Origin of the sequence: Pseudomonas urethralis (assembly GCF_021602465.1) — a bacterium.
Taxonomy (GTDB): domain Bacteria; phylum Pseudomonadota; class Gammaproteobacteria; order Pseudomonadales; family Pseudomonadaceae; genus Aquipseudomonas; species Aquipseudomonas vlassakiae.
In genome coordinates, this window is the sequence record NZ_BQIJ01000020.1 from 12,648 (window position 1) to 39,454 (window position 26,807).

Annotated in this window: 26 protein-coding genes and 1 pseudogene; 11 read left to right on the forward strand and 16 right to left on the reverse strand. The window is 61.7% G+C overall.

Annotation, left to right across the window (positions count from 1 at the left end):
- Positions 1–37: 37 nt before the first annotated feature.
- The 6 genes from L6D64_RS24110 to L6D64_RS24135 all read right to left on the reverse strand — a co-directional run bounded on the left by L6D64_RS24110 (position 38) and on the right by L6D64_RS24135 (position 5,175).
- Positions 38–964 carry a MurR/RpiR family transcriptional regulator gene (locus tag L6D64_RS24110; protein WP_176509829.1) on the reverse strand — a complete coding sequence of 309 codons (927 nt, stop codon included), beginning with the start codon at positions 962–964 and terminating at the stop codon, positions 38–40.
- Between the two features lie 119 nt (positions 965–1,083).
- A complete protein-coding gene (locus L6D64_RS24115; protein WP_176509830.1) occupies positions 1,084–1,851 on the reverse strand; it encodes an ABC transporter ATP-binding protein in 768 nt (255 codons plus the stop codon).
- 19 nt (positions 1,852–1,870) lie between these two features.
- Positions 1,871–2,983: a succinylglutamate desuccinylase/aspartoacylase family protein gene (locus L6D64_RS24120; RefSeq protein ID WP_176509831.1), complete on the reverse strand. Its 1,113-nt coding sequence runs from the start codon at positions 2,981–2,983 to the stop codon at positions 1,871–1,873.
- 9 nt (positions 2,984–2,992) lie between these two features.
- Entirely contained in the window at positions 2,993–3,688 is a 696-nt protein-coding gene (locus tag L6D64_RS24125; protein WP_054887400.1) for an ABC transporter permease, read from the reverse strand.
- A gap of 9 nt (positions 3,689–3,697) precedes the next feature.
- Positions 3,698–4,387 (reverse strand): ABC transporter permease, encoded by a 690-nt coding sequence (locus L6D64_RS24130; protein ID WP_176509832.1) that lies wholly within the window; start codon positions 4,385–4,387, stop codon positions 3,698–3,700.
- An 11-nt stretch (positions 4,388–4,398) separates the two neighbouring features.
- Positions 4,399–5,175 (reverse strand): ABC transporter substrate-binding protein, encoded by a 777-nt coding sequence (locus tag L6D64_RS24135; RefSeq protein ID WP_099815720.1) that lies wholly within the window; start codon positions 5,173–5,175, stop codon positions 4,399–4,401.
- Between the two features lie 356 nt (positions 5,176–5,531).
- Here L6D64_RS24135 and L6D64_RS24140 point away from each other — a divergent pair, with 356 nt between their 5' ends.
- The 3 genes from L6D64_RS24140 (at position 5,532) to L6D64_RS24150 (ending at position 9,047) form a co-directional block, all read left to right on the forward strand.
- Positions 5,532–7,301, forward strand: coding sequence for a cyanophycinase (locus L6D64_RS24140; RefSeq protein ID WP_176509833.1), 1,770 nt, complete (start codon positions 5,532–5,534; stop codon positions 7,299–7,301).
- 66 nt (positions 7,302–7,367) lie between these two features.
- Positions 7,368–7,691: a hypothetical protein gene (locus tag L6D64_RS24145; protein ID WP_054887396.1), complete on the forward strand. Its 324-nt coding sequence runs from the start codon at positions 7,368–7,370 to the stop codon at positions 7,689–7,691.
- A 72-nt stretch (positions 7,692–7,763) separates the two neighbouring features.
- Positions 7,764–9,047 carry an OprD family porin gene (locus tag L6D64_RS24150; protein ID WP_176509834.1) on the forward strand — a complete coding sequence of 428 codons (1,284 nt, stop codon included), beginning with the start codon at positions 7,764–7,766 and terminating at the stop codon, positions 9,045–9,047.
- Positions 9,048–9,132: 85 nt separating this feature from the next.
- Here L6D64_RS24150 and L6D64_RS24155 read toward each other — a convergent pair whose 3' ends face one another.
- Both L6D64_RS24155 and L6D64_RS24160 read right to left on the reverse strand, forming a co-directional pair.
- Positions 9,133–10,467: an MFS transporter gene (locus tag L6D64_RS24155; protein ID WP_176509835.1), complete on the reverse strand. Its 1,335-nt coding sequence runs from the start codon at positions 10,465–10,467 to the stop codon at positions 9,133–9,135.
- Positions 10,468–10,548: 81 nt separating this feature from the next.
- Positions 10,549–11,526, reverse strand: a complete 978-nt coding sequence (locus L6D64_RS24160) for a hydroxyacid dehydrogenase (protein ID WP_176509836.1) — start codon at positions 11,524–11,526, stop codon at positions 10,549–10,551.
- A 225-nt stretch (positions 11,527–11,751) separates the two neighbouring features.
- Between L6D64_RS24160 and L6D64_RS24165 the strand changes: the two genes are divergently transcribed.
- Together L6D64_RS24165 and L6D64_RS24170 are read left to right on the forward strand one after the other, a co-directional pair.
- Positions 11,752–12,429 carry an RraA family protein gene (locus L6D64_RS24165; protein WP_054887392.1) on the forward strand — a complete coding sequence of 226 codons (678 nt, stop codon included), beginning with the start codon at positions 11,752–11,754 and terminating at the stop codon, positions 12,427–12,429.
- Positions 12,430–12,554: 125 nt separating this feature from the next.
- Complete coding sequence (locus tag L6D64_RS24170) at positions 12,555–13,736, forward strand: MFS transporter (RefSeq protein WP_176509871.1); 1,182 nt, start codon at positions 12,555–12,557, stop codon at positions 13,734–13,736.
- Between the two features lie 4 nt (positions 13,737–13,740).
- Here the strand turns inward: L6D64_RS24170 and L6D64_RS24175 are convergent, their stop codons facing one another.
- Both L6D64_RS24175 and L6D64_RS24180 read right to left on the reverse strand, forming a co-directional pair.
- Positions 13,741–15,075 (reverse strand): MFS transporter, encoded by a 1,335-nt coding sequence (locus L6D64_RS24175; RefSeq protein ID WP_054887391.1) that lies wholly within the window; start codon positions 15,073–15,075, stop codon positions 13,741–13,743.
- 45 nt (positions 15,076–15,120) lie between these two features.
- Entirely contained in the window at positions 15,121–16,041 is a 921-nt protein-coding gene (locus L6D64_RS24180) for an SMP-30/gluconolactonase/LRE family protein (RefSeq protein WP_176509837.1), read from the reverse strand.
- A 204-nt stretch (positions 16,042–16,245) separates the two neighbouring features.
- Here L6D64_RS24180 and L6D64_RS24185 point away from each other — a divergent pair, with 204 nt between their 5' ends.
- Positions 16,246–16,386, forward strand: a complete 141-nt coding sequence (locus L6D64_RS24185) for a hypothetical protein (RefSeq protein ID WP_176509838.1) — start codon at positions 16,246–16,248, stop codon at positions 16,384–16,386.
- A 318-nt stretch (positions 16,387–16,704) separates the two neighbouring features.
- Positions 16,705–17,421: an IclR family transcriptional regulator gene (locus L6D64_RS24190; protein WP_176509839.1), complete on the forward strand. Its 717-nt coding sequence runs from the start codon at positions 16,705–16,707 to the stop codon at positions 17,419–17,421.
- Positions 17,422–17,492: 71 nt separating this feature from the next.
- Here the strand turns inward: L6D64_RS24190 and L6D64_RS24195 are convergent, their stop codons facing one another.
- The 3 genes from L6D64_RS24195 to L6D64_RS24205 form a co-directional block, all read right to left on the reverse strand.
- Positions 17,493–18,134 (reverse strand): 3-oxoacid CoA-transferase subunit B, encoded by a 642-nt coding sequence (locus L6D64_RS24195; protein ID WP_110677133.1) that lies wholly within the window; start codon positions 18,132–18,134, stop codon positions 17,493–17,495.
- Between the two features lie 8 nt (positions 18,135–18,142).
- Entirely contained in the window at positions 18,143–18,838 is a 696-nt protein-coding gene (locus L6D64_RS24200) for a 3-oxoacid CoA-transferase subunit A (protein ID WP_176509840.1), read from the reverse strand.
- Positions 18,839–19,036: 198 nt separating this feature from the next.
- Entirely contained in the window at positions 19,037–19,951 is a 915-nt protein-coding gene (locus tag L6D64_RS24205) for a LysR family transcriptional regulator (protein ID WP_176509841.1), read from the reverse strand.
- A gap of 173 nt (positions 19,952–20,124) precedes the next feature.
- On the opposite strand from L6D64_RS24205, the gene L6D64_RS24210 reads away from it, so the two are divergent.
- The 4 genes from L6D64_RS24210 (at position 20,125) to L6D64_RS24225 (ending at position 24,383) form a co-directional block, all read left to right on the forward strand.
- On the forward strand, positions 20,125–21,093 hold the full coding sequence (locus tag L6D64_RS24210; RefSeq protein ID WP_176509842.1) for an ABC transporter substrate-binding protein: 969 nt from the start codon (positions 20,125–20,127) through the stop codon (positions 21,091–21,093).
- A 72-nt stretch (positions 21,094–21,165) separates the two neighbouring features.
- Positions 21,166–22,017 carry an ABC transporter permease gene (locus L6D64_RS24215; protein ID WP_054887382.1) on the forward strand — a complete coding sequence of 284 codons (852 nt, stop codon included), beginning with the start codon at positions 21,166–21,168 and terminating at the stop codon, positions 22,015–22,017.
- Positions 22,014–22,847 carry a quaternary amine ABC transporter ATP-binding protein gene (locus tag L6D64_RS24220; protein ID WP_176509843.1) on the forward strand — a complete coding sequence of 278 codons (834 nt, stop codon included), beginning with the start codon at positions 22,014–22,016 and terminating at the stop codon, positions 22,845–22,847. The genes L6D64_RS24215 and L6D64_RS24220 overlap by 4 nt, the downstream gene beginning before the upstream one ends.
- Before the next feature lie 12 nt (positions 22,848–22,859).
- Positions 22,860–24,383, forward strand: a complete 1,524-nt coding sequence (locus tag L6D64_RS24225; RefSeq protein WP_176509844.1) for an HAL/PAL/TAL family ammonia-lyase — start codon at positions 22,860–22,862, stop codon at positions 24,381–24,383.
- Positions 24,384–24,392: 9 nt separating this feature from the next.
- On the opposite strand, the gene L6D64_RS28605 is transcribed toward L6D64_RS24225, so the two are convergent.
- The 3 genes and pseudogenes from L6D64_RS28605 to L6D64_RS24235 all read right to left on the reverse strand — a co-directional run bounded on the left by L6D64_RS28605 (position 24,393) and on the right by L6D64_RS24235 (position 26,543).
- Positions 24,393–24,953, reverse strand: a complete 561-nt coding sequence (locus L6D64_RS28605; RefSeq protein WP_371870332.1) for a methyl-accepting chemotaxis protein — start codon at positions 24,951–24,953, stop codon at positions 24,393–24,395.
- A pseudogene (locus L6D64_RS28610) lies at positions 24,936–25,712 on the reverse strand (PAS domain-containing protein); the annotation flags it as partial. The pseudogene L6D64_RS28610 and the gene L6D64_RS28605, both read right to left, overlap by 18 nt.
- A 60-nt stretch (positions 25,713–25,772) precedes the next feature.
- On the reverse strand, positions 25,773–26,543 hold the full coding sequence (locus L6D64_RS24235) for an EAL domain-containing protein (protein WP_236192596.1): 771 nt from the start codon (positions 26,541–26,543) through the stop codon (positions 25,773–25,775).
- Positions 26,544–26,807: the final 264 nt, after the last annotated feature.

Consider the following 26,807-nt stretch of genomic DNA (forward strand, 5'->3'; position numbering starts at 1 on the left):
CCCATGATCTGTAATCGATCGTACAGCGATGCTGCCCTCAGCTGCGTCCTTTGGCCGGTTTTCGTACGGGTTTGTCTTTGCCTGGCATGTGCAGATAGGACATTACGCTTTCGGTCAATTCGGACGCCAATTGCACCGCTTCAGTGTTGCGGGCCATCACCCCGGCGACCAGTGCTTCGATAAGGGCCAGTACGGCGCCGTTGGAACTGATCAGCACAGGGTGGTCGGCCGGGGCAAACAGCACATGCTCGGCGATGCTGGCCAAGGGCGAGGCGGGCGAATCGGTTATCGCCAGCACGGTTGCCCCGCGTTCGCTGGCAAAGCGCGACAGCTGCAACGTGTCGAGCGAGTAGCGCGGCAGGGAAATCGACAGCAATACATCCTGTCTGGTGATGGACGCCAGGCGGTAAGCGGCGTTCTCGTTGCCACCTTCCATGCTCACCGCCGTGGCATCGGCGCAGAATGGCACCAGGTTGGCTGCGGCGAGGCCGGCCATGTATGCGCTGTTGCCAAAGCCGAGTATGTAGATCTTGCGGGCTTGGGTCAGGCAACGGACAAACGCTTCGAAGGTGTCGGCGGTGTTGTTGCTGCCGGTGGTGTGCAGGTTGCCGGTGGCGATCTGAATCTGCTCGTGCAGGCCAAAGGTGCCGTCCGGGCGTTGTGCCAGTTCATTGCGCAGCTTGTCCACCGGCGACACCATCTGTTGCAGGGTGCTCACCAGCTCGGCTTTCAGCCCGGTATAGCCGCCCATGTCGATGGCTTTGGCCAGGCGGTTGACGGCGGCCGCCGAGGTGCAGGTTTCAACGGCCATCTCCTCGATGGTCAGCGTCGCCGCTTTCAAAGGATGACGCAGGATGAAGTCTGCCACCTTGCGCAGCGAAGGTTGCAGGTGGGGGGCGGCCTCCGCCAGCTTGCGCATCACCGGCGCAGCGTAGATGGTCAGGTTCTTGGCAGATGTCGGCATTGGGGTCGGCACGTTGGAGGAATGGGCGTACGCGCCTGGTCGAGGCGGTCATGGCAAAGACCGCAGTGTATCCCAAGGAGGGCGCGAATGTAGCGCCCTGCAGGGCGGCATGCCACAACCTACTTCAGGCTGCCGGCCAGAAACTGCCGCAGGCGCTCGGAGCTGGGCCGGGCCAACAGTTCACGCGGGCAGCCGCTTTCCTCCACGCGGCCCTGGTGAAGGAACAGCAGCTGGTTGGACACTTCCCGGGCAAAGCCCATCTCGTGGGTGACCACCACCATGGTGCGACCTTCCCGGGCAAGGTCGCGCATGACCTTGAGCACCTCGCCCACCAGCTCCGGGTCCAGCGCCGACGTCGGTTCGTCGAACAGCATGACCTCCGGCTCCATGGCCAGGGCGCGGGCGATCGCCACACGCTGTTGCTCTCCACCGCTCATGTGGCCAGGGTAGGCGGCTTGGCGATGGCCAACGCCGACTTTCGCCAGATAGTGCTCGGCCCGTTCGCGGGCTTCTTTCCTGCCCACACCCAGCACGTGCACCGGCGCTTCCATGACGTTTTCCAGCGCTGTCATATGTGACCACAAATTGAAATGCTGGAAGACCATCGACAGGCGTGAGCGCATGCGTTGCAGCTGCCTGCTGTCCGTGGCGCTGAGAGTACCACGGGACCTGTGCCGCGCCAGTTGCAACTCCTCGTTGTTGAGCAGGATACGCCCGCCGTGCGGTTCTTCCAGCAGGTTGATGCAGCGCAGGAAGGTGCTCTTGCCCGAGCCGCTGGAGCCGATGATGCTGGTGACATCACCGGCCTTGGCTTTCAGGGAAACGCCCTTGAGCACGTCGTGGGTACCGTAGCGTTTATGCAGGTCTTCGATTTGCAAGGTGTACATGGCAGGGGCTCTCTTGTTGTCAGTCGGTAAGCAGGCGGCCATGGCGCAACGGGTGTGCGCCGGCGACCTTGGCCAGCCACAGCCCGGGCTGGGCGTAGCGCAAGCGCTCGCGGGCGTAGAGGACTCCGGCGGTGGTGGCGTGTACCACGGAGTGCTGGTCGCTGATAGGGTCGATCACCTCGAACAAGGGATCGCCTGCAGCGACCCGCTTGCCCAGGGGCTGCAGGAAACTCACCACGCCCGGGTGCGGCGCACAGGCGTACTGCGCGCCGGAGAACGGGGTGGCGTCACAGCATGTCGAAGGCGCGGCGGGCCAATCGCCGCTGAGCAGACCCTGATCGGCCAGAAAGCCCAATATGGCTTCGGCACTGTGCTGCACCTGGGGGCGGTCGGTATCGGCCATGCCGCGCAGTTCGACCGTGGTGGCGACACAGGCCAGTGGGATGCGGGCGTGCCCGAACTGTTCTGCCAGGCGCAGCCAGGGCAGGGCACAGGCTTCATCGAACGAGCTGCCGCCGCTGTCCTCGGCCAGCAACACCGCGCCCGCGTCCAGGCGCGCAGCCAGCGGTTTCAGGGCTGGCCAGAGCTGGGGCAGGGCGTACAGCAGCACGACCGACTCAAAGTCGCAATGCAGGTCGAGCACCACGTCTGCGTCGCAGGCCTGTAGCAGCAGTATCCGGCGCAGGCCTTCGAGTGCCGAGGCCGCGGGCGGCATCGCGCTGATGGCCTCACGCATCAGGCGGCGAACCAACCCGATGTTGTGCCGCGCATCGTCACCCAGACGGCCTTCGAGCTGTGGTGCGATCAATGCTGCCAAAGCAGGAAAGTCGCGGTTGAAGTTGTGCCCGCTGGCCAGGTCGAAGCGCCCCTGGTGAGTGGCCTGAAAAACCTGCCCCAGGCCGATCGGGTTGGCTACCGGCACCAGCTCGATCACGCCAGCCAGGCGGCCTTGGCGTTCCAGTTCGAGCAGGCGCTGCTTGAGCTCCGCTGCGACGCGCATGCCGGGAAGTTCATCGGCATGCAGGGCTGCCTGAATGTAAGCCTTGCGCGAGCCACTGCCAAAGCGGAACACCGAGACCCGACGTTCCATGCCAGCGCTGCTCCAGGGCAGGGTGTGTTGAATATGTTCCATGTAGATCTCTCAGTTCTTGCGCGGGGCCAGGTGGGCCAGCCAGCGGCCTTCTGCCAGTTTGAACAGGCGCACCAGGATCAAGGTCAGGCACAGGTAGAACAGCCCGGCAGTGACGAAGGCCTCGAACGGCATGTAGTAACGCGAGCTGACGGTCCTGGCCACACCGGTGATGTCGACCAAGGTGACGATCGAGGCGAGCGAGGTTGTGTGCAGCATCATGACGACTTCATTGCTGTACTGCGGCAGTGCACGGCGCAGCGAAGACGGCAGCAGGATCCGGCGGTACAGGGTAATGCGTGGCATGCCCATGGCATGGGCCGCTTCGATCTCGCCAGGCGGCGTGGCCCTCAGGCTGCCGGCGAGAATCTCGGCACTGTAGGCACTGGTGTTGATGGCGAACGCCAGGCAGGCGCAGAAGGTGGCGCTGGAAAGGTACGGCCACAGCACGCTGGTGCGCACTGCCTCGAACTGCGCCAGGCCGTAGTAGATGAGAAACAGCTGCACCAGCATGGGGGTGCCACGAATGACGTAGGTATACAGCCATGCCGGGGCGCTGAGCCATGGCTGGCGCGATACGCGCAACAGCGCCAGCGGGATGGCCAGCGCTAGCCCTGCGGCGAGGGCAATCAGCAGCAGTTTGAAGGTCACTAGCACACCGCCTGCAAAGAGCGGCAGGCTGTCGGCGATCAGCTTGAAGTCCAGCATGGAGCGTCCTCAAAGTTCGGCCAGGCGGGTGCCGACGCTGTAGCGCTTTTCCACCAGGCGCAGGATGAGCAGCGATACGCTGGTGAGCGTCAGGTACAACGCGGCAACGGTCAGGAAGAAGGTGAATGGTTCGTGGGTAGCGTCGGCCGCGCTCTTGGCCTTGAACATCATGTCCTGCAGGCCAATCAGCGATATCAGTGCCGTGGCCTTGGTCAGCACCAGCCAATTGTTGGTGAAGCCGGGCAGGGCGAAGCGGACCATCTGCGGCAGCAGCACTCGCCTGAAGACCTGCATGCCTGTCATCCCATAGGCCGCGCCGGCTTCGGCCTGCCCTCTGGGGATGGCCATGAAAGCACCGCGGAACGTTTCCGAAAGATAGGCACCGAAGATGAAGCCCATCGTGCAGACCCCTGCGATGAACGGGTTGATATCGATGTAGCGAGGATGACCGAGCAGCGGCGCGACACGATTGATCAGGTCCTGGCCGCCGTAGAAGATCAGCAGGATCAGTACCAGGTCAGGTATGCCGCGGATGACCGTGGCGTAGCCTTCGCCAAGCACGGCCAGCCACTTCAAGGGCGACAGGCGGCATGTCGCGCCCAGCAAGCCGAGGGCGATCGCCACTGTCATCGAAATCAGGGCCAGACTCAGCGTCAGCCAAGCCCCCTGGAGAATGGTCGGGCCGTAGCCGTGGAGCATGGTCGGGCCTCTTACTTGCCGTAGATGTCGAACGCAAAGTACTTCGCCTGTACCTGCTGATAGGTGCCGTTGGCGCGAACCGCGTCAATGGCTGCGTTGAGGCGGGCGGCGTGGTCGCTGTCACCCTTGCGCACGGCAATGCCTGCCCCCTTGCCGAAGTAACGTGGGTCGTTGAAGTCGGGGCCGACCAAAGCAAAGCCTTTGCTGATGGGGGTCTTGATGAAGCCTTCGCTGGTGTTCACGATGTCTGCCAGTGTCGCGTCCAGTCGGCCCGCGGCCAGGTCGAGGAAGGCTTCGTTCTGCGAGGCGTAGCGCACCACCTCGATGCCGGCGGGTTCGAACTGGTCAGAGGCGAATCGGTCGTAGGTCGATGCGCGCTGTACGCCCACCTTCTTGCCCTTGAGGTCCACCAACGGATCGTTCACCACGCTGCCGGCCTTCATCGCCAGCTTGCCAGGCGTCTGATAGTACTTCTTGCTGAAGTCCACCGACTTCAAACGGTCCTCGGTAATCGACATCGATGACAGTACCGCATCGATCTTGCGCACCTTCAGCGAAGGGATCAGCCCGTCGAACTCTTGCTCGACCCACTCGCATCTGACCTTCATTTCTGCGCACAGGGCATTGCCGATGTCATAGTCGAAACCGCTGATCTTGCCTTCCGGGGTCTTGAAGGCGAAGGGCGGATAGGCCGCTTCGATACCGATGCGCAGGGTATCGTCGCTGGCGGCGGTGATGCCACTGACGGCGCTGAGTGCCAGCGCGCCGAGAAGTACGATCTTGTTCATCTTGTTGACTCCTAGCTGGGGCGGATTGGGTGTGCGCGCAGGTCGCCTGGGCGATGGCGTTACCTGGGCCGTTGGTGCGCAGATTTATGACATTATTTTTTTCAGAAATCTACATTCGTGAAAATAAATTATCTGCCTCTCTATTGCCTCTTCAGGTCGAGAAGCCTCTAGCGCGTGCCTTGCCGGTCGTTCTCACGTTTTTGTCCTGGCACGCGTCGGGGGCACGCCAGCGCGCAACGCTTGAAGACATGCCTGCGCTGATATATAAATTTTCAAAAAACAGAATCTGGAAAATATAGTTCCATCGCACGCTGCCAGCCGGCTCGCACGAATTTCCCTAACAAGAGCGACAATCCATGAACACACCGTTGAACGCGGGGGCAATGATCGCCGCCCTGATGCTTTGCTGTGCCAGTCCGGCCGCCCTGGCTGAAGGCAACTTGCTGGCCGTGGGCGGTATGCTGCGTGCCAGCAACCTTCCGGTCTATGACAAGTTCATCGAACTCGCCGGTGGTCGTCAGGACGCCCGCATCGTCATCGTCCCAACGGCCAGCGGCAGCCTGAGCTCGAGCAATCGGTTCATGGCGGAACTGGTTGCCCTCGGGGTTGCCGCGAAGCGCATCAGTATCGTGGGGGTCGACAAGCTCAACTACCAGCGAACCATGAACGATGCCGCAGTGGTCGAACCGCTGCGCGGTGCCAGCGGCGTGTGGTTTGTCGGTGGCGACCAGGCCCGGATCGCCCGCGCCCTGTTCAACGCCGATGGCTCCCCGTCGCTGCTGATGCAGGCTGTGCGCAGCGTCTATGACCGCGGTGGCGTGGTCGGCGGCACCAGCGCCGGTGCCAGCGTTCTGGGTGGACAGATGCCAACCGCCTTCGGCGTCGTGATGGATACCCTGGACTTCGGCGTGGCCAGCAAAGCTGACCAGCGCGGCACGGCGTTGCTCAAGGGGGCCGGCCTGTTCAAAGGTGGTGTGATCGATCAGCACCTCGATCAGATCGAGGAAACCAGCACCGGGCGGGTCGCGCGCATGGCAGCCTACCTCACCGGGGGCACGCTCAACCGCGGGTTCGGCCTGGACACCAACACCGCCATGTGGGTCAACCCTCAAGGGCAGGTAGAGGTGCTGGGCGAGGGCTATCTGACCGTGATGGACACCCGCCAGGCAGAGAAATCCTTCGGCCTGTATGGCACACGGCTCAGCAATGTGCGCTTGGCCATGCTCAGCCATGGCGATCGCTATGACCTTGCCAGCGGTAAGGTGCAGCCCGCCCCAGGCAAGGCAGTCATTCAGGCCGGTAGCGAATACCTGTCGGGCAATCAGCTGATTACAGACCTTTCGGGCGTTTCGGCGATCGACCGGGCGGTGATCTATGGTCTGGCGGATAATACCGCCTCGCGGCAGCTGGGCCTGATGACCCGCTACAACCCGCTCAACGGCTACCACTACGGCTACCGTTTCGAGTTTAGCAAGACGCCTGACTTCAGCGCCTATAGCCAGGTGCACGATGCGCTGACCCAGTACAGCGTGGGTGGCGTGCGCCTGGATATCCGCCCGGTCAATGCCACCCTCGGCGAGCCCGCAACCAGCGCGCCGACCGACGCCGGCTCGGGGAGCAGCGGCGATGCGATTCGCGCCATCAGTTTCAGGGGGCTGATGACCTTGAACGCCGGCAACGCCTTCGAACCAGGGCGGCCCATCACCCGTCTGGAACTGGCCAATGCCCTGCAGATGACGCTGGCCGCGGAGCCCAGGCGGGACCGGTTGCCCGCGTTGACCGATGTCGGCGCCGAACACCCGCTGCGTGATCAACTCGACGTGGTGCTGTCCAACGGCTGGATGAGCAGCAGCGAACCCTTCTCTGTCAACCAGCTCGTCAGCCGCAAGGAATGGGCGCTGGCCTGCCGGGCGCTGGTAGAGCGTTATCAGGGCATCCGCCTGAGCAGAACCGCGGCGTTGTCGGACATCGGTGGCCTGGCCAAAGCCTATGCCGATGCGGCCACCCTCACCGTGGGTGAGGGCTGGTTGCAGGCCGAGCAAGGCCGCTTCAACCCACAAGCCCCGGTAACCCGGGCCGAAGTGGCGCAGGTACTGGCCAAGGTCGTCGGGTTGCAACCGCTGTAAGTTGAACCTGGCCGCGCTTGGCCTGGCGCAGCATCGACCCTCCGTCAATCCACACAAGAGCCCTGTATGAAAATCAGCAGGTTGGAAGCGTTCGCCCTGGAAAAATTGCTGCAACCGCAAAGCCCGAAAGCCTTCGCCATCGCCCAGCCGGCGTTCCAGGTTCTGGAGCGGACGCAAACCAAGGCTGGCTTCTATTCGATCATCCAGTTGCCAGCGAGCATGGAGAGCCTGCACGACGATGCAGAGTTGAAGTGGCTGTTCAAGCTCAAGCAATCCAAAGCCAAGGGCTATTTCGTTTGCTGGGCAGAGTCGGCGACCACCCTGTGCCTGGAGGCGGTCATCAGCAAAGGGACGTGCCCACCCGAATTCTCACTGGAGCAATTGGCATAGGGCCGATGCGCCTGTCCTGACTGGCGGTGCAAGCCGCCACGTACCCCCATAACAAGAACAATGGAGCAAGCAATGAATACCGTAAAAGCGACCCTGATCGCAGTGGCCCTCGCCTCTACTCACGCCCAGTGGGCAGGTGCTGGCGAACAGCAGGCCTCGAAAGGCTTGATCGAAGACAGCACGCTGAACCTGCTCAACCGCAACTTCTGGATGCACCGCGACTATCGCAATGCCAGGCGCAACACCCGGAATGAATGGGACCAGGGGATCCAGGCGCACTATGTGTCGGGTTTTACCCCGGGCATGCTGGGCTTGGGTTTCGATGTGCATGCATATGGCGGCATCAAGCTTGATGGTGGACGCGGAAGCGTCGGCAACGGAATCCTGCCGGTGGATAGCGAGGGTCGCATAGAAGACAGTACCGGCGAATTGGGCGGTGCGGTGAAGCTGCGGGTGTCGTCCACTACCTTGAAATATGGCGAGCAACGCACCACCGCCCCGGTATTTGCCACCAGCGATTCGCGTCTGCTGCCGGAGACCGCGACCGGCGTTCACCTGGCCAGCCAGGAGTACGAGAAGCTGTCCATGGAAGGAGGGCACTTCACTTCGATCAACCGACGTGACTCGAGCAACGCCGATGGCGCTCTGACCACCGAATACGCAGGTGTGGAAGCGCGCAGCGTTGATTTCATCGGTGCCACCTACCACGTCACCGACAGGCTCAGCCTGGCGGCCTACGCCAGCCAAGCCGAAGAGCTCTGGCGCCAGTATTTCGCCAACGTCTACTACACACTGCCCCTGGCTGAAACCCAGTCCGTGAGCTTCGACCTGGTCGCTTACAACACCCGCGATCAGGGCGCTGCGTTGGCGGGGCAACTGGACAATACGGCATATTCGCTCAAGGGTGCTTACAGCCAGGATCCGCACAAGCTCAGCGTGGCGTACCAGAAGATCAGCGGCGACGACTTTTTCGACTACATCGGTGGTGATTCGATCTGGCTGGCCAACTCGGTCCAGTACTCGGACTTCAACGCCCCCAACGAGCGCTCCTGGCAGTTGAGATACGACCTGAACCTGGTGGCCTTCGGTGTACCGGGGCTGACGCTCATGGCCAGGTATGTGAAGGGCGATCAGATCGACGGTACCCGGGTGGACCCGAACGGCCCGTTCGCGGGATGGGCGGGAGATGACCAGAAGCACTGGGAACGCGATATGGAAGCCCGCTATGTCATCCAGGCCGGCATGGCCAAGGACCTCTCGTTCCGCCTGCGCCAGGCCACCCACCGTTCCACTTCATTCGATAACGACCTGGATGAAGTGCGGCTGATCGTGGAGTACCCGCTGAGCTTGCTGTAATCCGTGGGGCGATGGATGCCTGCCTGAGGATCGAAAAGACGATGCCCACGTTCCCTGCGGAAGGCAGGCATCAAAGCACTGAGGCTCAGGCTTGCTTGGCGCTTGCAGTGGCAGTGGCTTCAGCCTGCTCATGCTGGCGCTTGCGGCCGATCACCAATACCCCTATGGCGGCCAGCGTGCACAGTGTCGCGAGGGGCATCAACGCCAGGGCATAGCTGTTGGTGGCGTCGTGGATGGCACCGTAGACGTTGACCATCAGCCCGCCACCGATCAGGTTGGCCATGGCGCCGACGGCCGCCAGCCCGGCGGCTGCCGTGGACGACGACAGCCAGCCGGAGACCAGTGCCCAGAACGGCCCCTTCATCGAATAAGCGCCCACCAGCACCATTGTCAGCATCACGACCGTTGCCGGCAGCGAGGAGGTGAACAGGGTCATCAGCAGGCCTGCGGCGATCAGCAGCATGGTCATCGCAGTGTGCCAGCGGCGCTCACCGGTACGGTCGGAGCTACGCCCCCAGATGATCATCGCGACCGAGGCGATGCCATACGGGATGGCATTGACCAGGCCGATCTCCATGGCACTGAGACCGAAGGTTTTCAGCAACTGCGGCGCCCACACGCTCATGGTGCTGCCTGCGGCGGAAGCGCCCGAGTAGATCAACGCGAGTACCCAGATATCCTTGTGGCGCAGCAGTTTCCACAGCGAGATATGGCCGATGGCGGTCTTCTTGGCGGCCTCGCTGGCCAGCCGTTGGGTGAGCCAGCCGCGTTGCTCGTCGCTCAGCCACTTGGCCTGTTCAGGGCGGTCAGTCAGCACGAACAGGCAGGCGATGCCCAGTAGCACTGCCGGGATGCCTTCGAGGATGAACAGCCAGTGCCAGCCGCGCATGCCCATCCAGCCATCCAGGCTCAGCAGCAGGCCCGACAGGGGCGAACCGATGAAGTTGGCGGCCGGGATCGCCACCATGAACAGCGCCACCATGCGCGCACGGTAGGCCGACGGTAGCCAGTAGGTGAGGTAGAGCAGCACGCCCGGGAAGAAGCCGGCCTCGGCGGCGCCCAGCAGGAAGCGCATCACGTACAGCGAATTGGCGCCCTGGACGAACGCCGTGCCGGCGGAAATCAGGCCCCAGGTGATCATGATGCGAGCAATCCAGATCCGCGCGCCATACCGCTGCATGGCCAGGTTGCTGGGTACTTCGACCAGGAAGTAAGAGAAGAAGAACAGGCTGCTGGCGAAACCGAAGACCTTGGCTGAGAGCTGCAGGTCCTGGTTCATCTGTAGCGAAGCCATGCCAATGTTGCCGCGATCGATGATCGCAATCAGGTAGCAGATGATCAGAAAAGGCAGCAGGCGCCAGGCAACACGGCGCATGGTGCTGCGTTCGAGGTCGTCCGGCACGGATGTAGCTGAATTCATGGTGCTCTCCAATTGTTGTTTTTCTGGAGTGACGCGTGGTATCGGCGCCGCTTCTCGCAAAGCGGCGCGAGAGGGCTGCAATCAGCTGTCGATCAGGTGGCGGTTGACCACGCAACGCGGATCAAGGGCATTGCCCGCCAGGATATCCAGCACCTGCCTCACACAGACCAGGGCTACACGGTCGCGGGCTTCGGTGGTGTTGGCGCCGACGTGTGGTGTGGCGACCAGGGTCGGCAAGCCCCACAGCGGGCTGTCGGCGGGTGGCGGCTCGGGGCTGAAGGTGTCCAGGCCCGCACCGGCAATGCGTCGCTCGCTGAGTGCCTGTACCAGGGCGTCAGTGTCGATCAGCTCGCCACGGGCAGTGTTGATCAGGATGGCACCCGGACGCATGCGTGCCAGTTGGTCAGCGCCGATCAGGCCGTGATTGGTCTCGGTCAGCGGGCAGTGCAGGCTGATGATATCGCTTTCGGCGAGCAGGCGATCGAAATCTTCTTCGCGCTCGACATGGGCGCGTGCCGGCAGTTGCTTGAGGTAAGGGTCGAACACCTTGACCTTCATGTGCAGCGGCGCCACCAGGTCCATCAGAATGCTGCCGATCGAACCCAGACCCACCAGGCCCAAGGTCTTGCCGGACAGCTCGATGCCGTTGGCCGATGCCTTGTCCCAGTGGCCTTCCCGCATGCGTGCATCGAGCAGGGCGGTCTGGCGGGCGACGCTGAACATCAGGGCAAAGGCATGCTCGGCCACTGACTGTGCGTTGGCACCCACTGCGATCGACACAGGTATCCCGTGCTCGGCAGCAGCCTGGATATCGATGGTGTTGAAGCCGACACCGTGCTTGGTGATCAGCTTCAGCTTGGTGCAAGCCTCGATCATGGCGCGGGTCAGGCTGCCCTGGCGAACCACGATGGCATCGGGCTGTTCTGCGCGAATGATGGCCACCAGCTCTTCTGCCGGCAGGTAGGGCGTGGTGGGGACCACCCTGATGCCCTGGTCGGCGGCAAGTTGCATGGCCTCGGCGGCGAGTTCGGGGCCGGTAATCAGAATGGTACGGGACATCGTGAACACCTTTTTATTGTCAGGGCAGTCGCTGCAGCTCATGGGCGGCGATGGAATCAACCCTACCATAATGAAACGACGTTGCAACAAAATAAACTGACTGCTCGTCGCTACCTCAAGGGCAGCTAAAAAAAGCGATTGAAAAAGGAATAATGCAATGACATTCTAAAAAACAGATTCGGCGGCCGCCGATGACATCGAATAACATCAATAGAGGTATGTCACATGAGCATTGGCTTCCAAGTGCTTGAGCGCACGCGCAAAATTGGCGAAGAGTGGGTTGCACGCTACCGTGAGGTTCCGGTCGCCAACGTCAGCGACTCGATGAACCGCATGACGGCGGGCGGTGCCCGGCTGCGCCCAATGCACCGCGAAGGGGGGCTTTGCGGCCCGGCCCTCACCGTCAAGGCTCGCCCAGGTGACAACCTCATGCTGCACTACGCCCTCGACATCGCTCAGCCAGGCGACGTGATCGTGGTTGATGCCGGCGGTGACCTGACCAACGCCCTGATCGGCGAAATGATGGTGGCCTACGCCGTCAAGCGCGGTGTGGCGGGCATCGTCATCAACGGCGCGATCCGTGATGCGGCCAATATCGGTGCGGGCGACTTCCCGCTGTTCGCCGCCGGTGTGTCGCACCGTGGCCCGTACAAGGACGGCCCGGGCGAGATCAACGTGCCGATTGCCATTGATGGTATGGTGATCGAGCCGGGCGACCTGGTGATCGGCGATGAAGACGGCCTGCTCTGCGTACCGTACGACCAGGTTGCCGACGTCTATGCCCGTGCCACGGCCAAGCATGCTGCCGAAACCGCTCAGATGGAGCACATTGCCCAAGGTACCAACGACCGCTCCTGGGTCATTGAGTCCTTGAAGAAGAAAGGCTGCCTGCTGCCAGGCTGACCCAACAACCTGCTGCGCACCTTGCGATGGGGGGCGCAGCAGGTGATGGACTGGCGCGGGTCTCATGAGGATTCGCAGACTTGACCGATTCACCGTCGTCGCATCGTAGTCAATGGCCTTCGGCCATTCGGGCGCTCGCCCACCGTAATTTCCAGATCTATTTCGCCGGCCAGGGAGTTTCCACCCTTGGCAAGTGGGTGCAGCAGGTGGCGTTGGCCTGGCTCGCCTATCACCTCACGGGTTCGGCCGTGCTGCTGGGCCTGATCACCTTCCTTTCGCTGGCGCCGCAACTACTGATTGGCCCGCTGGCCGGTGCATGGATCGACCGGCACGACAAACGTCGATTGCTGATCATCGTGCAAGTGATCCTGACCCTGCAGTCGTCTGCGCTGGCGCTCTCTACCTGGCTGGGCTGGGTCGATGGCCCGATCATCGCCGGCATGGCCTTGCTGCTGGGTTTGCTGAACGCCCTGGAAACACCGTTACGCCAGGCGTTGATCGGCAGTTTCGTCGATGACCCGGCCGACCTGCCCAATGCGCTGGTACTCAATGCCATGCTGATCAACGGCGCACGTTTCGTCGGCCCGCCATTGGCCGGGGCACTGATCGCGCTCGCCGGCGAGGCGACCTGCTTCGCGTTGACGGCCTTGGCCTTCCTGGCATTGCTGTTCGGCTTGCTGAAGGTGCGCGGTAGCGCCAGCCCAAAGGCCAGTGGTTCGACTGCTCAGGTGTTTCGCGAGGGGCTGGCCTACATGTGGCAGACCCGCAATGTGCGCCAACTGCTGGTCAACGTGATCATGGTCAACCTGTTGGCGTCCTGCTATGCAGCGCTATTGCCGATCCTCGCCAAGGCGGTGTTTGCCGGTGACGCCCAGGTGCTGGGGTGGTTGTGGGGGGCGGCGGGGGCGGGAGCCTTCGCGGCGACCCTGGTGCTGGCGTTCGGCGGCGCATTGCCCCGCCTGCGCCAGTTCACCGACGCCGGGGCGCTGCTGTGCGCGGTCGCCCTGGTCGGCCTATGGCTGGGGGGCATGCTGCCATTGGCGTTGCTGGCGCTGGCATTGCTGGGTTTTGGCATCACCCTGAGCAATGTCAGCACCAACATGCAGCTGCAGAGCGGTGCGCCGGGCCACTTGCGTGGCCGGGTGATTGCCTTCTACATCGCCATGCGTTTTGGCTTCGAGGCTCTGGGCGGGATGATCGCCGGGCTGGTCGCGGCCCGCTGGGGGGCACCGGCGACCTTGGGGATCGCCGGTGGGGTGCTGGTGCTGGGGTTGCTGGGGCAGTACGGCATGCGTCGCCGCAGTTGATCGGTCAGGCAGCCTGACCCTGGCCCTGCGGCGTTTGCTGCTTGGCCGGGTCACCCAGCCAGAGCATCAGGCAGGTACCGATCAGCAGGATCGAGGCTACGGCGAAGAACGGCAGGGTGAAGCTGTGCGTGGCATCCTTGATCAGGCCGATGAGGAAGGGCCCGGTGAAGCCGCCAAGGTTGCCGATCGAGACGATCAGCGCCAGGCCGCCCGCTGCGGCGCGGCCGGTGAGGAAGGTCGAGGGAATCGCCCAGAACGTTGCCTGGAAAGACAGGATGCCGGCCACGGCCAGGCACAGGCTGGCGATCTTCAGCAGCGGCTGGTCGATCAGCGCAGCACTCACCAGGGCCAGTGCAGCAAACGCCAGTGCGCTGGCCACGTAGGGCAGACGGTGCGTGCTGCGGTTGGCCAGGCGCGCCCATAAGGTCATGGCCACGGCGCCCAGCAGGTAAGGCAGCGCCACTACCGGGCCGACCACGCCACTGGAAATACCCAGGCTCTTGATGATCTGCGGCAGCCAAAGCCCGATGCCGATGGAGCCGACGATGCAGCAGAAGTTGATGGCCGCCAGGGTGAACACCTTGGGATTGGTCAGTGCTGCGCGCAGTGTGTTGCCGTGGGAGGCGCCAATGGCCTGTTGCTCCTGGGACAGGCGCTGGGTCAGCCAGGCCTTTTCCCGTGGGTTCAGCCACTTTGCCTTGTTCGGGGCATCGACCAGCACGAACAGGCAGGCAATACCGAGCAACACGGCAGGCATCGATTCGGTGACCAGTAGCAGTTGCCAGTTCTTCAGGCCCCACACACCGTGCTGTTCCATCAGCCAGCCCGACAGTGGCGAGCCGACGATGTTGGCGACCGGGATGCCCAGCAGGAACGCTGCGGTAGCTTTCGCTCGCCACTTCCCGGGGAACCAGTAGGTGAAGTACAGGTACACCCCTGGCGTGAAGCCTGCTTCGGCAAGCCCCAGCAGGAACCGTGCGATGCTGAAGCTGATGGGGCCGGTGGCGAAGGCGGTGGCCATGGAAATCAGCCCCCAGGTGATCATGATCCGGGCAATCCACACCCGTGCGCCAAAGCGCTGCATCAGCAGGTTGCTGGGGATCTCGAACATGAAGTAGCCGAAGAAGAACAGGCCGGCCGCCCAGCCGAACATCGTCGCGGTCAGCCCCAGGTCCTGGTTCATGCTGATGGCGGCGAAGCCGACGTTGGTGCGATCGAGGTAGCTGATCACGTAGCAGATGAAGATGAACGGCACCAGGCGCCACAGCACGCGGCGCATCAGGCGGTCGCCCTCGGCGTCGCTGAGCGGCGCCTGGGCTGCAGGGGAATCGTGGTTCATGTCGTCACTCTTTTGTAGTTGTTGTGTGCGCTGACAGGCGCGGGTTCAGCTGTGGGAATACATCTGCAACCCAGGTGTGGCGGTACGGACCTGCAGAATGCTGCCGGTCTCGGATTCGGTAATGAACAGGGTCTGTCCGTCATCGCCACCGAAGGCCAGGTTGGTGTTGCTGATCCCGGCGCAGGAGACGATGCGTTGCAGCGGTTCGGCGACTTTCGACAGCTTCCACACCGAGCCGAAGCCGGTATGGGCGATGTACAGGTTGCTCTGCGCATCGAGGGCCAGGCCGTCGGGCCCGCCCAGGCCGCCATGCAACTGCGCGAAAACGCCCACCTTGCCGACGATCGAGCCGTTACCCAGCGGGATGCGCCAGATCTGCTGCGCGCGGGTCACGGCTACCAGCAGGTGGTTGAGGTGGGGGTCGTAGACGATGCCATTGGGGCTGGGAATGGTACCCAGCAGACACGTCAGGTTGCTCTTGGCGTCGAGCTTGTATACCCGGCCCGTGGCGTCCTGCAGCCCAGTCTGGCCCTGGTCGGTGAAGTACAGGTCACCGTTTGGCGCGAACACCAGGTCGTTGACGCCCTTGAAACCTTCGGAGCCGGCCGAGTCCAGCAGCGGCTCGATGGCGCCGGTCTGCGGGTCGAGCAGCATGATCCCACGCTTGTAGTCGGTGATGAAGATGCGCCCGTCCTGGTGAATCTTCAGGCCGTTGGGCCAGCCATCGTACTGGCAGACCAGTTCCCATTCGCCTTGGCGCGAGATGCGGAAGATGCGCCCGTTGGGAATGTCGGTCACGTACAAGCGCCCCTGACGGTCGAAAGACGGGCCCTCGAGGAATGAGTCGATTGCGCGTCCCTGGCGGTTGGCGTTGGCCCAGGCAGTGGGGCGCGGTTGGCGAAAGTGCTCGGGCAGGCGGGTGAAGAGGGTGGTTTCGACGGTCGGCGGGGCAGCGAAAAAACTCATGGGTGCTCCTGGCGGCAAAGGGCGCGGTGGCGCCCGGGCGTTGATTGTTTTTTTTGTTTATCGCAACGTCATTTCAAAATAAAACATAAAATGATAAAGCGCGATCCATTTTTCCCAGGTTTTTTGCTTTATTACGGAAGGATGGTATTTTTGATCTGCCTAAAAAGAAATAGCGTTCCAAAATAACAGTAAATGGAGTTTGCTATGCACAACCGCTCATTGCGCAAGCTGTGCTGCCCTCATCGATCACTTGCAACGTTCTCGATTGCCCTGGCCCTTGGCCTTGCTGCTGCCAGTGCCACGGTGCAGGCCGAGCAAGACCGCGTGGTCTTGGCCATCCAGTAGGGTTATGCCTATTTGCCGGTCACTGTCGCCGACAAACTCGGATTATTCGTTCAGCAGGCCAAGAGAAACCTACAGGATCGAGGGATGACAAACATGGCGCCGGGTGAGCGCAGCATCACCACCTGAGCAAGCCCTGCTCCTGGCCGGCCGGCGTGATGGCTGGCCTGCTGCACTTGTGCTCGAGACACTTCACCTTCAACGATGATGGTGCCGCATCCGGCTCTTGCTGGCATGATGGCGGTTGCCAGGGCATTGGCGGATAATGATTTTCTGGCGCCCTGACAAAGACTTGGGCAATTCAAAGGTGAGGATCTACGGATGGTTAATGTTCGGCCGCGTCCTGCGGTGAATGGCGTGGCTTCGGCTGACCGCGTGCTGACAGTGCTCTCGGCGTTCCAGGTGGGCGACACGTCCTTGACCCTTGTGGAGCTTGTCGAGCGTACCGGACTGATCAAAAGTACCATCATGCGTTTGATGGTCTCGCTGGAGAACCATGGTTTCGTCAATCGCATGGCAGATGGGCGCTACCAGCTGGCCAGCGAGGTCATGCGGCTCAATGCGGTGTATGAGGAGGGCATTGATCTGGAGCGCCACGTGATGCCCAGGCTGCACCTGTTGGCAGAGCGTACCGGCGAGACGGCCTCGTTCTACGTGCGACACGGCGCGTATCGGATGTGTCAGTACCGCGTCAATTCGCCCCATCGACTGCGCATGCACGTCCAGCCCGGCGACATGCGGCCGATGGACGACGCCGCTGGGACCCAGGCGTTGCGCGCGCCGTTCGCCAGCGGTATCGCCATGCAAAAGCCGTTTTACTCGATGGGAGCCACAGACCCGCATGCCGCATCGGTCGCCTTTCCCGTGTACGGCGCTGGCGACGAGCTGGTCGGCGCACTGGTGCTTTCCGGCCCATCCAGCCGGCTCACCCCGGAGTGTGCCGAAGCCTTCAACGACATCTTCTTCGACGCTACCCGTGACCTGATGCGCAGCCTTGGCTGCAAGGCCGCAGATGGCTTGCCGGCAGCCGGGAAGTAAACATCGCCAGCTAGACGCGGGGCGGCTACTAGCGCAATGACCGCTGTAGCCGTTCGGTCAGGTTCAGCAGATCACTGAATCAGCGGCACGCCACTGAGCTTCTGCAGCTCGTCGAAGTCGATGTCCGCGCAGATCTCTATCACTTTCAGGCCATCGGCAGTCACTTCCAGCACGGCCAGGTCGGTGTAGATACGGCTGACGCAACCGATGCCGGTCAGCGGGTAGGTGCACTCGGGCACCAATTTGCTTTCGCCGGTCTTGGTCAGGTGGTCCATCATCACGAACACCTGGCGGGCGCCCGTGGCCAGGTCCATCGCGCCGCCCACGGCGGGGATCGAACCTTCGGCGCCGGTGTGCCAGTTGGCCAGGTCGCCCTTGACCGAGACCTGGAAGGCGCCCAGTACGGCGATGTCCAGGTGGCCGCCACGCATCATCGAGAACGAGTCGGCGTGGTGGAAGAAGGCACCACCGGTGAGCAGGGTCACGTGTTGCTTGCCGGCGTTGATCAGGTCGTCGTCTTCTTCACCTGGCGCCGGGCTCGGGCCCATGCCCAGCAGGCCGTTCTCGCTGTGCAGGAACACTTCCTTGTCACCCAGGTAGTTGGCCACCAGGGTCGGTGCGCCGATGCCCAGGTTGACGTAGGCGCCTTCCTGGATGTCTGCGGCCACGCGCTGGGCCATCTCGGTGCGGGAGAGCTTTTTGGTGATGGTCATGGCAGGCCTCAGACAGCGTTGGCGATCGAAGAAGCGGCAGCACCGGAAACGGCGACCACGCGCTGGACGAAAATACCCGGGGTGATGATGTGCTCCGGGTCCAGTTCACCGAGCTCGACAACCTGGTCGACCTGGGCGATGGCGGTCTTGGCGGCCATGGCCATGATCGGGCCGAAGTTGCGCGCGGCCTTGCGGTAGACCAGGTTGCCCCAGCGGTCACCCTTGTGCGCCTTGATCAGTGCGAAGTCGGCGTGCAGTGGCATTTCCAGCACGTACTGGCGGCCGTCGATTTCACGGGTTTCCTTGCCTTCGGCGAGCAGGGTGCCGTAGCCGGTCGGCGAGAAGAATGCACCGATGCCCGAACCCGCTGCGCGGATACGCTCCGCCAGGTTGCCTTGTGGCACGACTTCCAGTTCGATCTTGCCGGCACGGTACAGTTCGTCGAACACGTAGGAGTCGGACTGGCGCGGGAAGGAGCAGATTACCTTGCGCACGCTGCCGGCCATCAGCAGAGCGGCCAGGCCGATCTCGCCGTTGCCGGCGTTGTTGCTGATGATGGTCAGGTCGCGGGCACCGGTGGCGATCAGGCCATCGATGAGTTCGGACGGCATCCCGGCGGTGCCGAAGCCACCGACCATGATGGTCGAACCGTCGGTAATCCCTTCCACCGCGCTGGCGATGGACTCAAACGTTTTATTGATCACAGCGAGCTCCTGGTTCTTCCTGGAGTATGAATTGTCGACCTGCCGCGTTGACGCGGCGGGGCCATTCAGCGCGTTGGCGTTGTGTGCTGACTTGCCCATAGCGTGCCGCAATCGCGTGAAACAGTAGAGAGGGCGGAGAGGAATTTGTGCGATTACCGAACTGTTGTGCGATTTCTGAGCGGTCCGGACCCCTGGCGATCACTCGGATGCAAACGATGGCCGCTCGGCGAACCAGGCCACCGCCAGCGCCTTGAACGCCTCGGCCGAAGGCGTCAGCGGATAGCGCTGGTCATGCGCCAGGACGATGCTGTGGGTGGGCAGCTTCTCCTCGGTCGGCCGGCAGACCAGCGCTTGCCCATCATAGCTACGGTCACCAAATGGCCGGGTATAGATCAGCGCCACGCCAAAGCCGTTGGCGACGAGGCTACGCTGCAGCTCGAAGGTGCGCACACGGTGCACAACGGCCGGTGACAGGTCGTAGAAGCTGAACAGGTCCAGCACATGCTGCCAACTCTGCGCCTGATCGGTGACCACCAGGGTGTATTGCGCCAGGGCCTTGAGGCTGACGCGCGGTTCCCTTGCCAAGGGGTGATCGGCTGCCAGCAGTACCTGAGCGGTCAGCTCGCACAGCTGAGTGCAGTGGGTGTTCGGCGGCAAACCCAGGTCGTAGGTGATCGCCAGCTCTATCGCCCCTTCACTGAGCCGCTTGCCCACGAAATCGAAGCTGCCATCGCGCATGTCGACGGTAACCCGCGGGCAGGACTCCTGCATCCGCCGCACGATTTGCGGCAGGCAATAGGGCGCCAGGTCTTCGAAACAGCCGACCACCAGTTCGCCGACGCACTCACCTGCATTGGCATTGATTTCGGCAAAGGTCTGCGCCTCTGCCAGTACGCGACGGGCCTGGACCATGACTGTGCGACCGAAGGGTGTCAGCGATATGCCCAGGCCCCGTTGGCGGATGAAGATCGATTGCCCAAGCACCTCCTCCAGCTCGGTGATGGCGGCCGAGATGGAGGGTTGTGACACATGCAGTTCCATGGCCGCAGCCGTCAGGTTTCCGTGCTTGGCCGCTGTGAGCGCATAGCGCAGTTGCCGCAGTGTGAACTTCATAGGTTTTTCCTTTGTGATGCATCAGCACTTATTATTTTATCCTTTTTTTACATTGTGAAATATTTCTCCTGCGCAGTGCTCACCAAGGACGGCACGTCAGCCAGGCTGGCGTCCCTCTTTGGGCCGGATGCCCTCGAATACTGCAATCAATGTTCTTGTTTGGGAGCGTCACAATGACAATTACAAAGGCTCTGCTGACCACGACACTTTCTCTCGGGTTGCTGGCGTCCGCTGGCGGCAGCCAGGCCGCCAGTTGGTGCGAGTCTGGCAAACCGGTCAAATTCGCCGGTTTGAACTGGGAAAGCGGGATGCTGCTCACCGACGTGATGCAGTTCGTGCTGAAAAACGGTTACGGCTGCGATACCGATAGCCTGCCGGGTAACTCCATTTCCATGGAAAACGCCCTGAGCAGCAACGATATCCAGGTGTTCGCCGAAGAATGGGTAGGGCGCAGCGAGGTCTGGAACAAGGCTGCGGCTGCCGGCAAGGTCGTCGGCGTCGGCGCCCCGGTGGTAGGCGCGGTCGAGGGCTGGTTCGTGCCGCGTTATGTGATCGAAGGCGATGCCAGGCGCAAACTCGAAGCCAAGGCACCGAACCTCAAGCGCATCGCCGACCTGGGGCAATACGCTCAGGTCTTCCAGGACCCGGAAGAACCGGACAAGGGGCGCTTCTACAACTGCCCGGCCGGCTGGACCTGTGAGCTGGACAACAGCGAAATGCTCAAGCACTACGGCCTGGAAAACACCTATACCAACTTCCGTCCGGGCACCGGCCCGGCGCTGGATGCCGCCGTGCTGTCGAGCTACAAGCGGGGTGAGCCGATCCTGTTCTACTACTGGTCACCGACGCCGTTGATGGGCCAGGCCGACCTGGTCAAGCTGGACGAGAAGCCCGGCGTGGACAAATCCGTGACCATCAAGGTGGGGGTGTCCAAGGCCTTCCACGAGCAGGCGCCGGAACTGGTGGCAGTACTGGAAAAGGTCAATCTGCCGATCGACCTGCTGAACCAGAACCTGGCGCGCATGAGCAAAGACCGTATCGAGTCGCCGGAGCTGGCCAGGTTGTTCCTCAAGGAGCACCCGGAAGTCTGGCACAGCTGGGTCAGCGAAGACGCAGCCAAGAAGGTCGATGCGGCACTCTGAAAGCGGGGGCGTCCGGCGGTTGCCGGATATACCCACGTCGGTCCGCTCCATGCACTTGCTCGAGACAATTCCATGTTTCCCAAAAACTTCACGTTCTCCATTGCCGACTGGGTCAATGGCTGGGTCGATGCGCTGGTAAGCAACTACGGCGATGTGTTCCGGCACGTCTCCGACACCCTGTTGTGGGCCATCGTCAACCTCGAAGGCCTGCTGCGCGCGACCCCTTGGTGGCTGGTGCTGGCCATCGTCGCGGGTATTGCCTGGCATGCCACCCGCAAGGTCGCGGCCACCGCCGTGATCGTCGGCTTGCTGTTCCTGGTCGGTGCGGTAGGCCTCTGGGACAAGCTGATGCAGACCCTGGCGCTGATGCTGGTGGCCACGCTGATCTCCGTGCTGGTCGGCATTCCGCTGGGGATCCTGTCGGCGCGCAACGACCGCCTGCGGGCGGTGTTGATGCCGCTGCTCGACATCATGCAGACCATGCCCAGCTTCGTGTACCTGATTCCGGTCTTGATGCTGTTCGGCCTGGGCAAGGTGCCGGCGATCTTTGCCACCGTCATCTATGCCGCTCCGCCACTGATCCGCCTGACCGATCTGGGGATTCGCCAGGTGGATGGCGAAGTGATGGAGGCAATCAATGCCTTCGGCGCCAATCGCCTGCAGCAACTGTTCGGCGTGCAACTGCCCCTGGCGTTGCCGAGCATCATGGCCGGTATCAACCAGACCACCATGATGGCCCTGTCGATGGTGGTCATCGCGTCGATGATCGGTGCCCGTGGCCTGGGTGAAGACGTGCTGGTCGGCATCCAGACCCTCAACGTCGGCCGCGGCCTCGAAGCGGGCCTGGCCATTGTGATTCTGGCGGTCGTGATCGACCGTATTACCCAGGCTTATGGCCGGCCACGGCATGGGGTGGGCAAATGAGCGCCAAGCAGATGATGAACAAGATCGAAGTGAAGAACGTCTTCAAGATTTTCGGGGCGCGCGCCGAAGAGGCCATGGCACTGATCCGCCAGAAAAAGGCCAAGGACCAGGTGCTGGCCGAAACCGGCTGCGTGGTCGGCGTCAACGACCTTTCGTTGTCCATCGGCAGCGGTGAGATCTTCGTGATCATGGGGCTGTCGGGCTCGGGCAAATCAACCCTGGTGCGCCACTTCAACCGCCTGATCGACCCCACCAGCGGCCAGATCCTGGTCGATAGCGAGGACATCCTGCAATACGACCTGCCGGCCCTGCGTGAATTCCGCCGACACAAGATCAGCATGGTGTTCCAGAGCTTCGGCCTGCTGCCGCACCGCAGCGTGCTGGACAACGTCGCCTATGGCCTGAAAGTCCGTGGCGAAAACAAGGCCACGTGCATTGAGCGAGCCCAGCACTGGATCAACACCGTGGGCTTGAAGGGGTATGAAAAATCGTACCCGCACCAGTTGTCGGGCGGGATGCGCCAGCGCGTCGGCCTGGCCCGTGCCTTGGCCGCCGACACTGACATCATCCTCATGGACGAAGCCTTCAGTGCGCTCGACCCGCTGATTCGCGCCGAAATGCAGGACCAGCTGCTGGAGCTGCAGAAGACCCTGCACAAGACCATCGTCTTCATCACCCACGACCTCGATGAAGCGGTGCGTATCGGCAACCGGATTGCCATTCTCAAAGACGGTCGCCTGATCCAGGTCGGCACGCCGAAGGAAATCCTCTATCAGCCTGCGGACGAATACGTCGATCGTTTCGTGCAGCGCCGCGTAGCTTCGCTTTAAGGAATCGCGTGTATGTCGTTTGCCGAAAAAATCATCATCGCCGATGCGCCTGTTCACTGGCAGGACGTGGTGGCCGTGGCGCGGCATGGCGCCAGGCTCGAGCTGGCGCCTTCGGCCTGGGCGCGGATCGACAACGCCCAGGCGATCGTCCAGCGCATCGTTGCCAGCGGTGAACGCGCCTATGGCGTCAACACCGGGCTTGGCGCCTTGTGCAATGTGTCATTGCAAGACGAACAGCTCAGCCAGTTGTCGCGCAATACCTTGCTCAGCCATGCCTGTGGCGTGGGGGCAGCGCTGTCGGATGAACAGACCCGGGCGATCATGTGCGCGGCGGTCGTCAATTTCAGCCAGGGCCGTTCCGGCCTGCAGCGCAAGGTGGTCGAAGCGCTGCTGACACTGCTCAACCAGCACATCACCCCACAGGTTCCGAAGCAGGGGTCGGTGGGGTATCTGACCCACATGGCCCATATCAGCATCAGCTTGCTGGGCGTCGGTCAGGTCAGTTATCGCGGCCAGATCGTACCCGCGCAGCAAGCCCTGGCCGAGGTCGGCCTGGCGCCGGTCAGGCTGGGCGCCAAGGATGGCCTGTGCCTGGTCAACGGCACCCCGTGCATGACCGGCCTGAGCTGCCTGTCTCTGGACGACGCCACGCGGTTGAGCCAATGGGCGGACGTGATCGGTGCAATGAGCTTCGAAGCCCTGCGTGGCCAACTCGATGCCTTCGACGCGGAAATCATCGCGCTCAAACCGCACCCCGGCATGCAGTGTGTGGGCAGCAACTTGCGCCGCCTGCTTGAAGGCAGCGAAGTCATTGCCAGCAGCCATGGCATCCGCACCCAGGACGCGTTGAGCATTCGTTCGATCCCGCAGGTTCATGGCGCCGCCCGCGATCAGTTGGCCCACGCTGCGCGGCAGATCGAAACCGAACTCAATTCCACGACCGACAACCCGATGTTGCTGGGTACGCCCGAGTCGTATCGAGTGGTTTCCCAGGCGAACCCGCACGGCCAGTCGGTGGCCATGGCGGCTGACCTGCTGGCCATTGCGGTGGCCGAGATCGGGGCGATTGCCGAGCGCCGTCTCGACCGCCTGATCAACCCCTTGGTCAGTGGCTTGCCGGCGTTCCTGGTCAGCCAGCCTGGGGTGAATTCGGGCATGATGATCGTCCAGTACGTGGCCGCTTCCCTGTGTGCGGAAAACCGCCAGTTGGCGCAACCGGCCGTCATCGACAACTACGTCACCTCCGGGCTGCAGGAGGATCACTTGAGCATGGGCACCAATGCCGGGTTGAAGCTGCACCGCGCCTTGGAGAACTGCACGCAGATCCTTGCCATCGAGTACCTGTTGGCGGCCCAGGCCTTCGAGTTCCTCAAGGAGCAGCGTTTTGGGGCAGGGACGGAGGTTGCCTGGCGCTTGCTGCGCGAGCGGGTGCCGGCGTATGCCCAGGACCGATGGCTGGCCCCGGATATCGTCAGCAGTGCAGCGATCCTGAAGGAAGCGGGGCTGCTGGATGCGGCCTTCCCGGGGTTGCTGTGAGGTGGACTGTCATGGGTGCCCGACAGCGTTGCTGAACAGCTTGACGGCCTCCACGACTTGGCGCGCGCCGCTCTGAATGTCCTCGATCACCTGTCCCGCCTGACCAACCATTTCGACGCCGAGGTCGGCTTTACCAAGACTTTTCTGCATGCCCTGGACAGCGACCTGGGAGAGATCATGGTTTCGCTTTACCACCTCCTTGATCTCCGTTGTCGCTTGAGCGGTTCGCACTGCCAACTTGCGAACCTCGTCTGCTACCACGGAAAAACCCCTGCCGTGCTCTCCCGCTCGGGCCGCTTCAATCGCAGCATTCAGGGCCAGGAGGTTTGTTTGCTCGGCAACCTCGCGAATCGTTTGAATGATGCGGGTGATGGCTTCGGATTGCGTGTTGACTGCCTGAATCTGCTCTGCGGCTTTGCAAAGCTCATCGGCAATTTCTCGCACCGTGGCGATGGTCTGGCGAACGATATGTGCGCCTTGGTGAGCGTTGCGGTCGGTATTGTGGGCGATTTCGTAAGCCAGCGCGGCAGCCGCTGATTCAGCCTGTTGATGGTTGACTTGAGGTGTTATGTCGCGAGCAAATTTGACAATTTTGTAGAGCCTGTTCTCGGTATCGAACACTGGGTTGTAAGTCGCGCTCAGCCAGACGGTATTGCTGTGCCGGTCAACCCGCTGGAAGCGGCCAGAGAAAAACTCACCTGCATTCAGCCGCGTCCAGAATTGTTGGTATTCAGCCGAGTCCGCTTCCTGCGGCGTGCAAAACAGTCGGTGATGCTTGCCCTGGATGTCTTTCAATTCATATTTGAATGTGCGCAAAAAGTTTTGATTGGCTTCAATGAGGTGTCCGTTCAGGTCGAACGAGACGATGGCCATGGCGCGATAAATGGCGTCTATGACACCGCTTTGCTCTTGTTCGATTTTTACCCGGTCTGTTACAACGGTCGCGAGCATCAGGATCTCTTCGACGTCGCCACTTGAGCGGAGAATCGGATTGTAGCTCGCTTCCATCCATACTTTCGTTCCCGCCTTGTTACAGAGCGCAAACCGATCGCGAACATACTCACCCCTGCGCAACTTTTGCCAGAGGTCGCCGTTTAGGCCTGCCGGAGAGTCATCCCCGGGGGCAAGTAGGGTGTGATGCTTTCCAATCAGTTCGTCTTGATGGTAATCGAGCGCGCGTAGAAAGTTCTGGTTGGCGCTGATGATGATACCGTTCGGCGTAAGCGTCATCATCAGGTTGGACAGGTCGATGGCGCGCGTTCTTGCCTGCGTGTACCTTAATGCCGATGAGGCATGTTCAAGTTCGAGCTTCAATCGTGTGTTGAACATAAGCTATCCTGGTGCTGCTTTGATTGTGGGCTCGGTGCTTCTGTGTCCTCGGTATCGCGGCTAAGGCCAAGTAATACGGGGGAGCGCCTCGATAGCGGGCTTTGCAAAAAAGTATCCTTGAAACAAGTTGACGCCAATGTCTTGCAGTGTCGTCAATTCTTCCAAGGTTTCTACGCCTTCGGCGATGACCTCGATGCCGAGCGCCTTGGATATCGTTACGATCCCATGAGTTATCACTCTTTTGGCTTTGCTGTGCTGAATCCCTCGGATGAGGTCCATGTCGATCTTTATGATGTCGGGCTGAAAATCGGCAAGTAAGTTGAGGCCTGAGTAGCCGGCGCCGAAATCATCGATAGCCGTTTTGAAACCCTGCTTCTTGTAAGCGCTCATGATGTTCTTGATATGAGATCTGTCACTGAGGCTCTCACCTTCTGTGACTTCGAATATGATTCGATCAATCGGGAATCCGAATGTCTCGGCGGCCTCCAGTGTGGTGCGTATGCAGGCTTCTGCTTGATAGACCGCGTTGGGTAAAAAATTGATGCTTAAAAAGTCTTGAACACTGGCTTTTGCTGCTAATTCAACGGCTTTGACACGGCATGCTTGATCGAAGCGGTATCGATTGGACTCACTGACCTTGTCCAAAATGGATTTGGCACCCGCTCCGTCTGTGCCACGAACCAGAGATTCATAAGCGAATACAGTGTTGTTGGCGGTATTTACAATCGGTTGAAAGGCCATGGTGAAATCGACATCAAAGCCTTGATTGTCCTTGCAGTTGCGGCAACCGTGGGGCCGCTGAGCCGTGACGGGTATGAGTTGTATAGACAAGCTGGCACCTCGTATGGGGCGGTGGTATGGCTCCGTGCCGGTGTCTTGGAGGTGCTTTACACCCTGAGGCGAAGTATTGCCCCAATACTTGTACAAGGAAAGCTATTTGTACAATTATTTTTGGCACGTCGGACGGTGTATAAGCCAAATTGGGCGACGAAATAGCCATCCATGGGTCTTTGTGGGCTTCTTAGTCCGTGTCTGTACAACTTTGGGGACGTGGGTCGACTGCACTTGCGAGTGCCTTGGCTTGCGGTGGTATTG

What these genes read in the sequence shown, in the direction of transcription:
- L6D64_RS24225 (WP_176509844.1), top strand. Translation starts at nt 22,860, where the DNA reads ATGTCGTTTGCCGAAAAAATCATCATCGCCGATGCGCCTGTTCACTGG.
- L6D64_RS24150 (WP_176509834.1), top strand. Translation starts at nt 7,764, where the DNA reads ATGAATACCGTAAAAGCGACCCTGATCGCAGTGGCCCTCGCCTCTACT.
- L6D64_RS24190 (WP_176509839.1), top strand. Translation starts at nt 16,705, where the DNA reads ATGGTTAATGTTCGGCCGCGTCCTGCGGTGAATGGCGTGGCTTCGGCT.
- L6D64_RS24115 (WP_176509830.1), bottom strand. Translation starts at nt 1,851, where the DNA reads ATGTACACCTTGCAAATCGAAGACCTGCATAAACGCTACGGTACCCAC.
- L6D64_RS24185 (WP_176509838.1), top strand. Translation starts at nt 16,246, where the DNA reads ATGCACAACCGCTCATTGCGCAAGCTGTGCTGCCCTCATCGATCACTT.
- L6D64_RS24220 (WP_176509843.1), top strand. Translation starts at nt 22,014, where the DNA reads ATGAGCGCCAAGCAGATGATGAACAAGATCGAAGTGAAGAACGTCTTC.
- L6D64_RS24205 (WP_176509841.1), bottom strand. Translation starts at nt 19,951, where the DNA reads ATGAAGTTCACACTGCGGCAACTGCGCTATGCGCTCACAGCGGCCAAG.
- L6D64_RS24125 (WP_054887400.1), bottom strand. Translation starts at nt 3,688, where the DNA reads ATGCTGGACTTCAAGCTGATCGCCGACAGCCTGCCGCTCTTTGCAGGC.
- L6D64_RS24195 (WP_110677133.1), bottom strand. Translation starts at nt 18,134, where the DNA reads ATGACCATCACCAAAAAGCTCTCCCGCACCGAGATGGCCCAGCGCGTG.
- L6D64_RS24120 (WP_176509831.1), bottom strand. Translation starts at nt 2,983, where the DNA reads ATGGAACATATTCAACACACCCTGCCCTGGAGCAGCGCTGGCATGGAA.
- L6D64_RS24165 (WP_054887392.1), top strand. Translation starts at nt 11,752, where the DNA reads ATGAGCATTGGCTTCCAAGTGCTTGAGCGCACGCGCAAAATTGGCGAA.
- L6D64_RS24155 (WP_176509835.1), bottom strand. Translation starts at nt 10,467, where the DNA reads ATGAATTCAGCTACATCCGTGCCGGACGACCTCGAACGCAGCACCATG.
- L6D64_RS24130 (WP_176509832.1), bottom strand. Translation starts at nt 4,387, where the DNA reads ATGCTCCACGGCTACGGCCCGACCATTCTCCAGGGGGCTTGGCTGACG.
- L6D64_RS24210 (WP_176509842.1), top strand. Translation starts at nt 20,125, where the DNA reads ATGACAATTACAAAGGCTCTGCTGACCACGACACTTTCTCTCGGGTTG.
- L6D64_RS24140 (WP_176509833.1), top strand. Translation starts at nt 5,532, where the DNA reads ATGAACACACCGTTGAACGCGGGGGCAATGATCGCCGCCCTGATGCTT.
- L6D64_RS24135 (WP_099815720.1), bottom strand. Translation starts at nt 5,175, where the DNA reads ATGAACAAGATCGTACTTCTCGGCGCGCTGGCACTCAGCGCCGTCAGT.
- L6D64_RS24145 (WP_054887396.1), top strand. Translation starts at nt 7,368, where the DNA reads ATGAAAATCAGCAGGTTGGAAGCGTTCGCCCTGGAAAAATTGCTGCAA.
- L6D64_RS24175 (WP_054887391.1), bottom strand. Translation starts at nt 15,075, where the DNA reads ATGAACCACGATTCCCCTGCAGCCCAGGCGCCGCTCAGCGACGCCGAG.
- L6D64_RS24110 (WP_176509829.1), bottom strand. Translation starts at nt 964, where the DNA reads ATGCCGACATCTGCCAAGAACCTGACCATCTACGCTGCGCCGGTGATG.
- L6D64_RS24215 (WP_054887382.1), top strand. Translation starts at nt 21,166, where the DNA reads ATGTTTCCCAAAAACTTCACGTTCTCCATTGCCGACTGGGTCAATGGC.
- L6D64_RS24160 (WP_176509836.1), bottom strand. Translation starts at nt 11,526, where the DNA reads ATGTCCCGTACCATTCTGATTACCGGCCCCGAACTCGCCGCCGAGGCC.
- L6D64_RS24180 (WP_176509837.1), bottom strand. Translation starts at nt 16,041, where the DNA reads ATGAGTTTTTTCGCTGCCCCGCCGACCGTCGAAACCACCCTCTTCACC.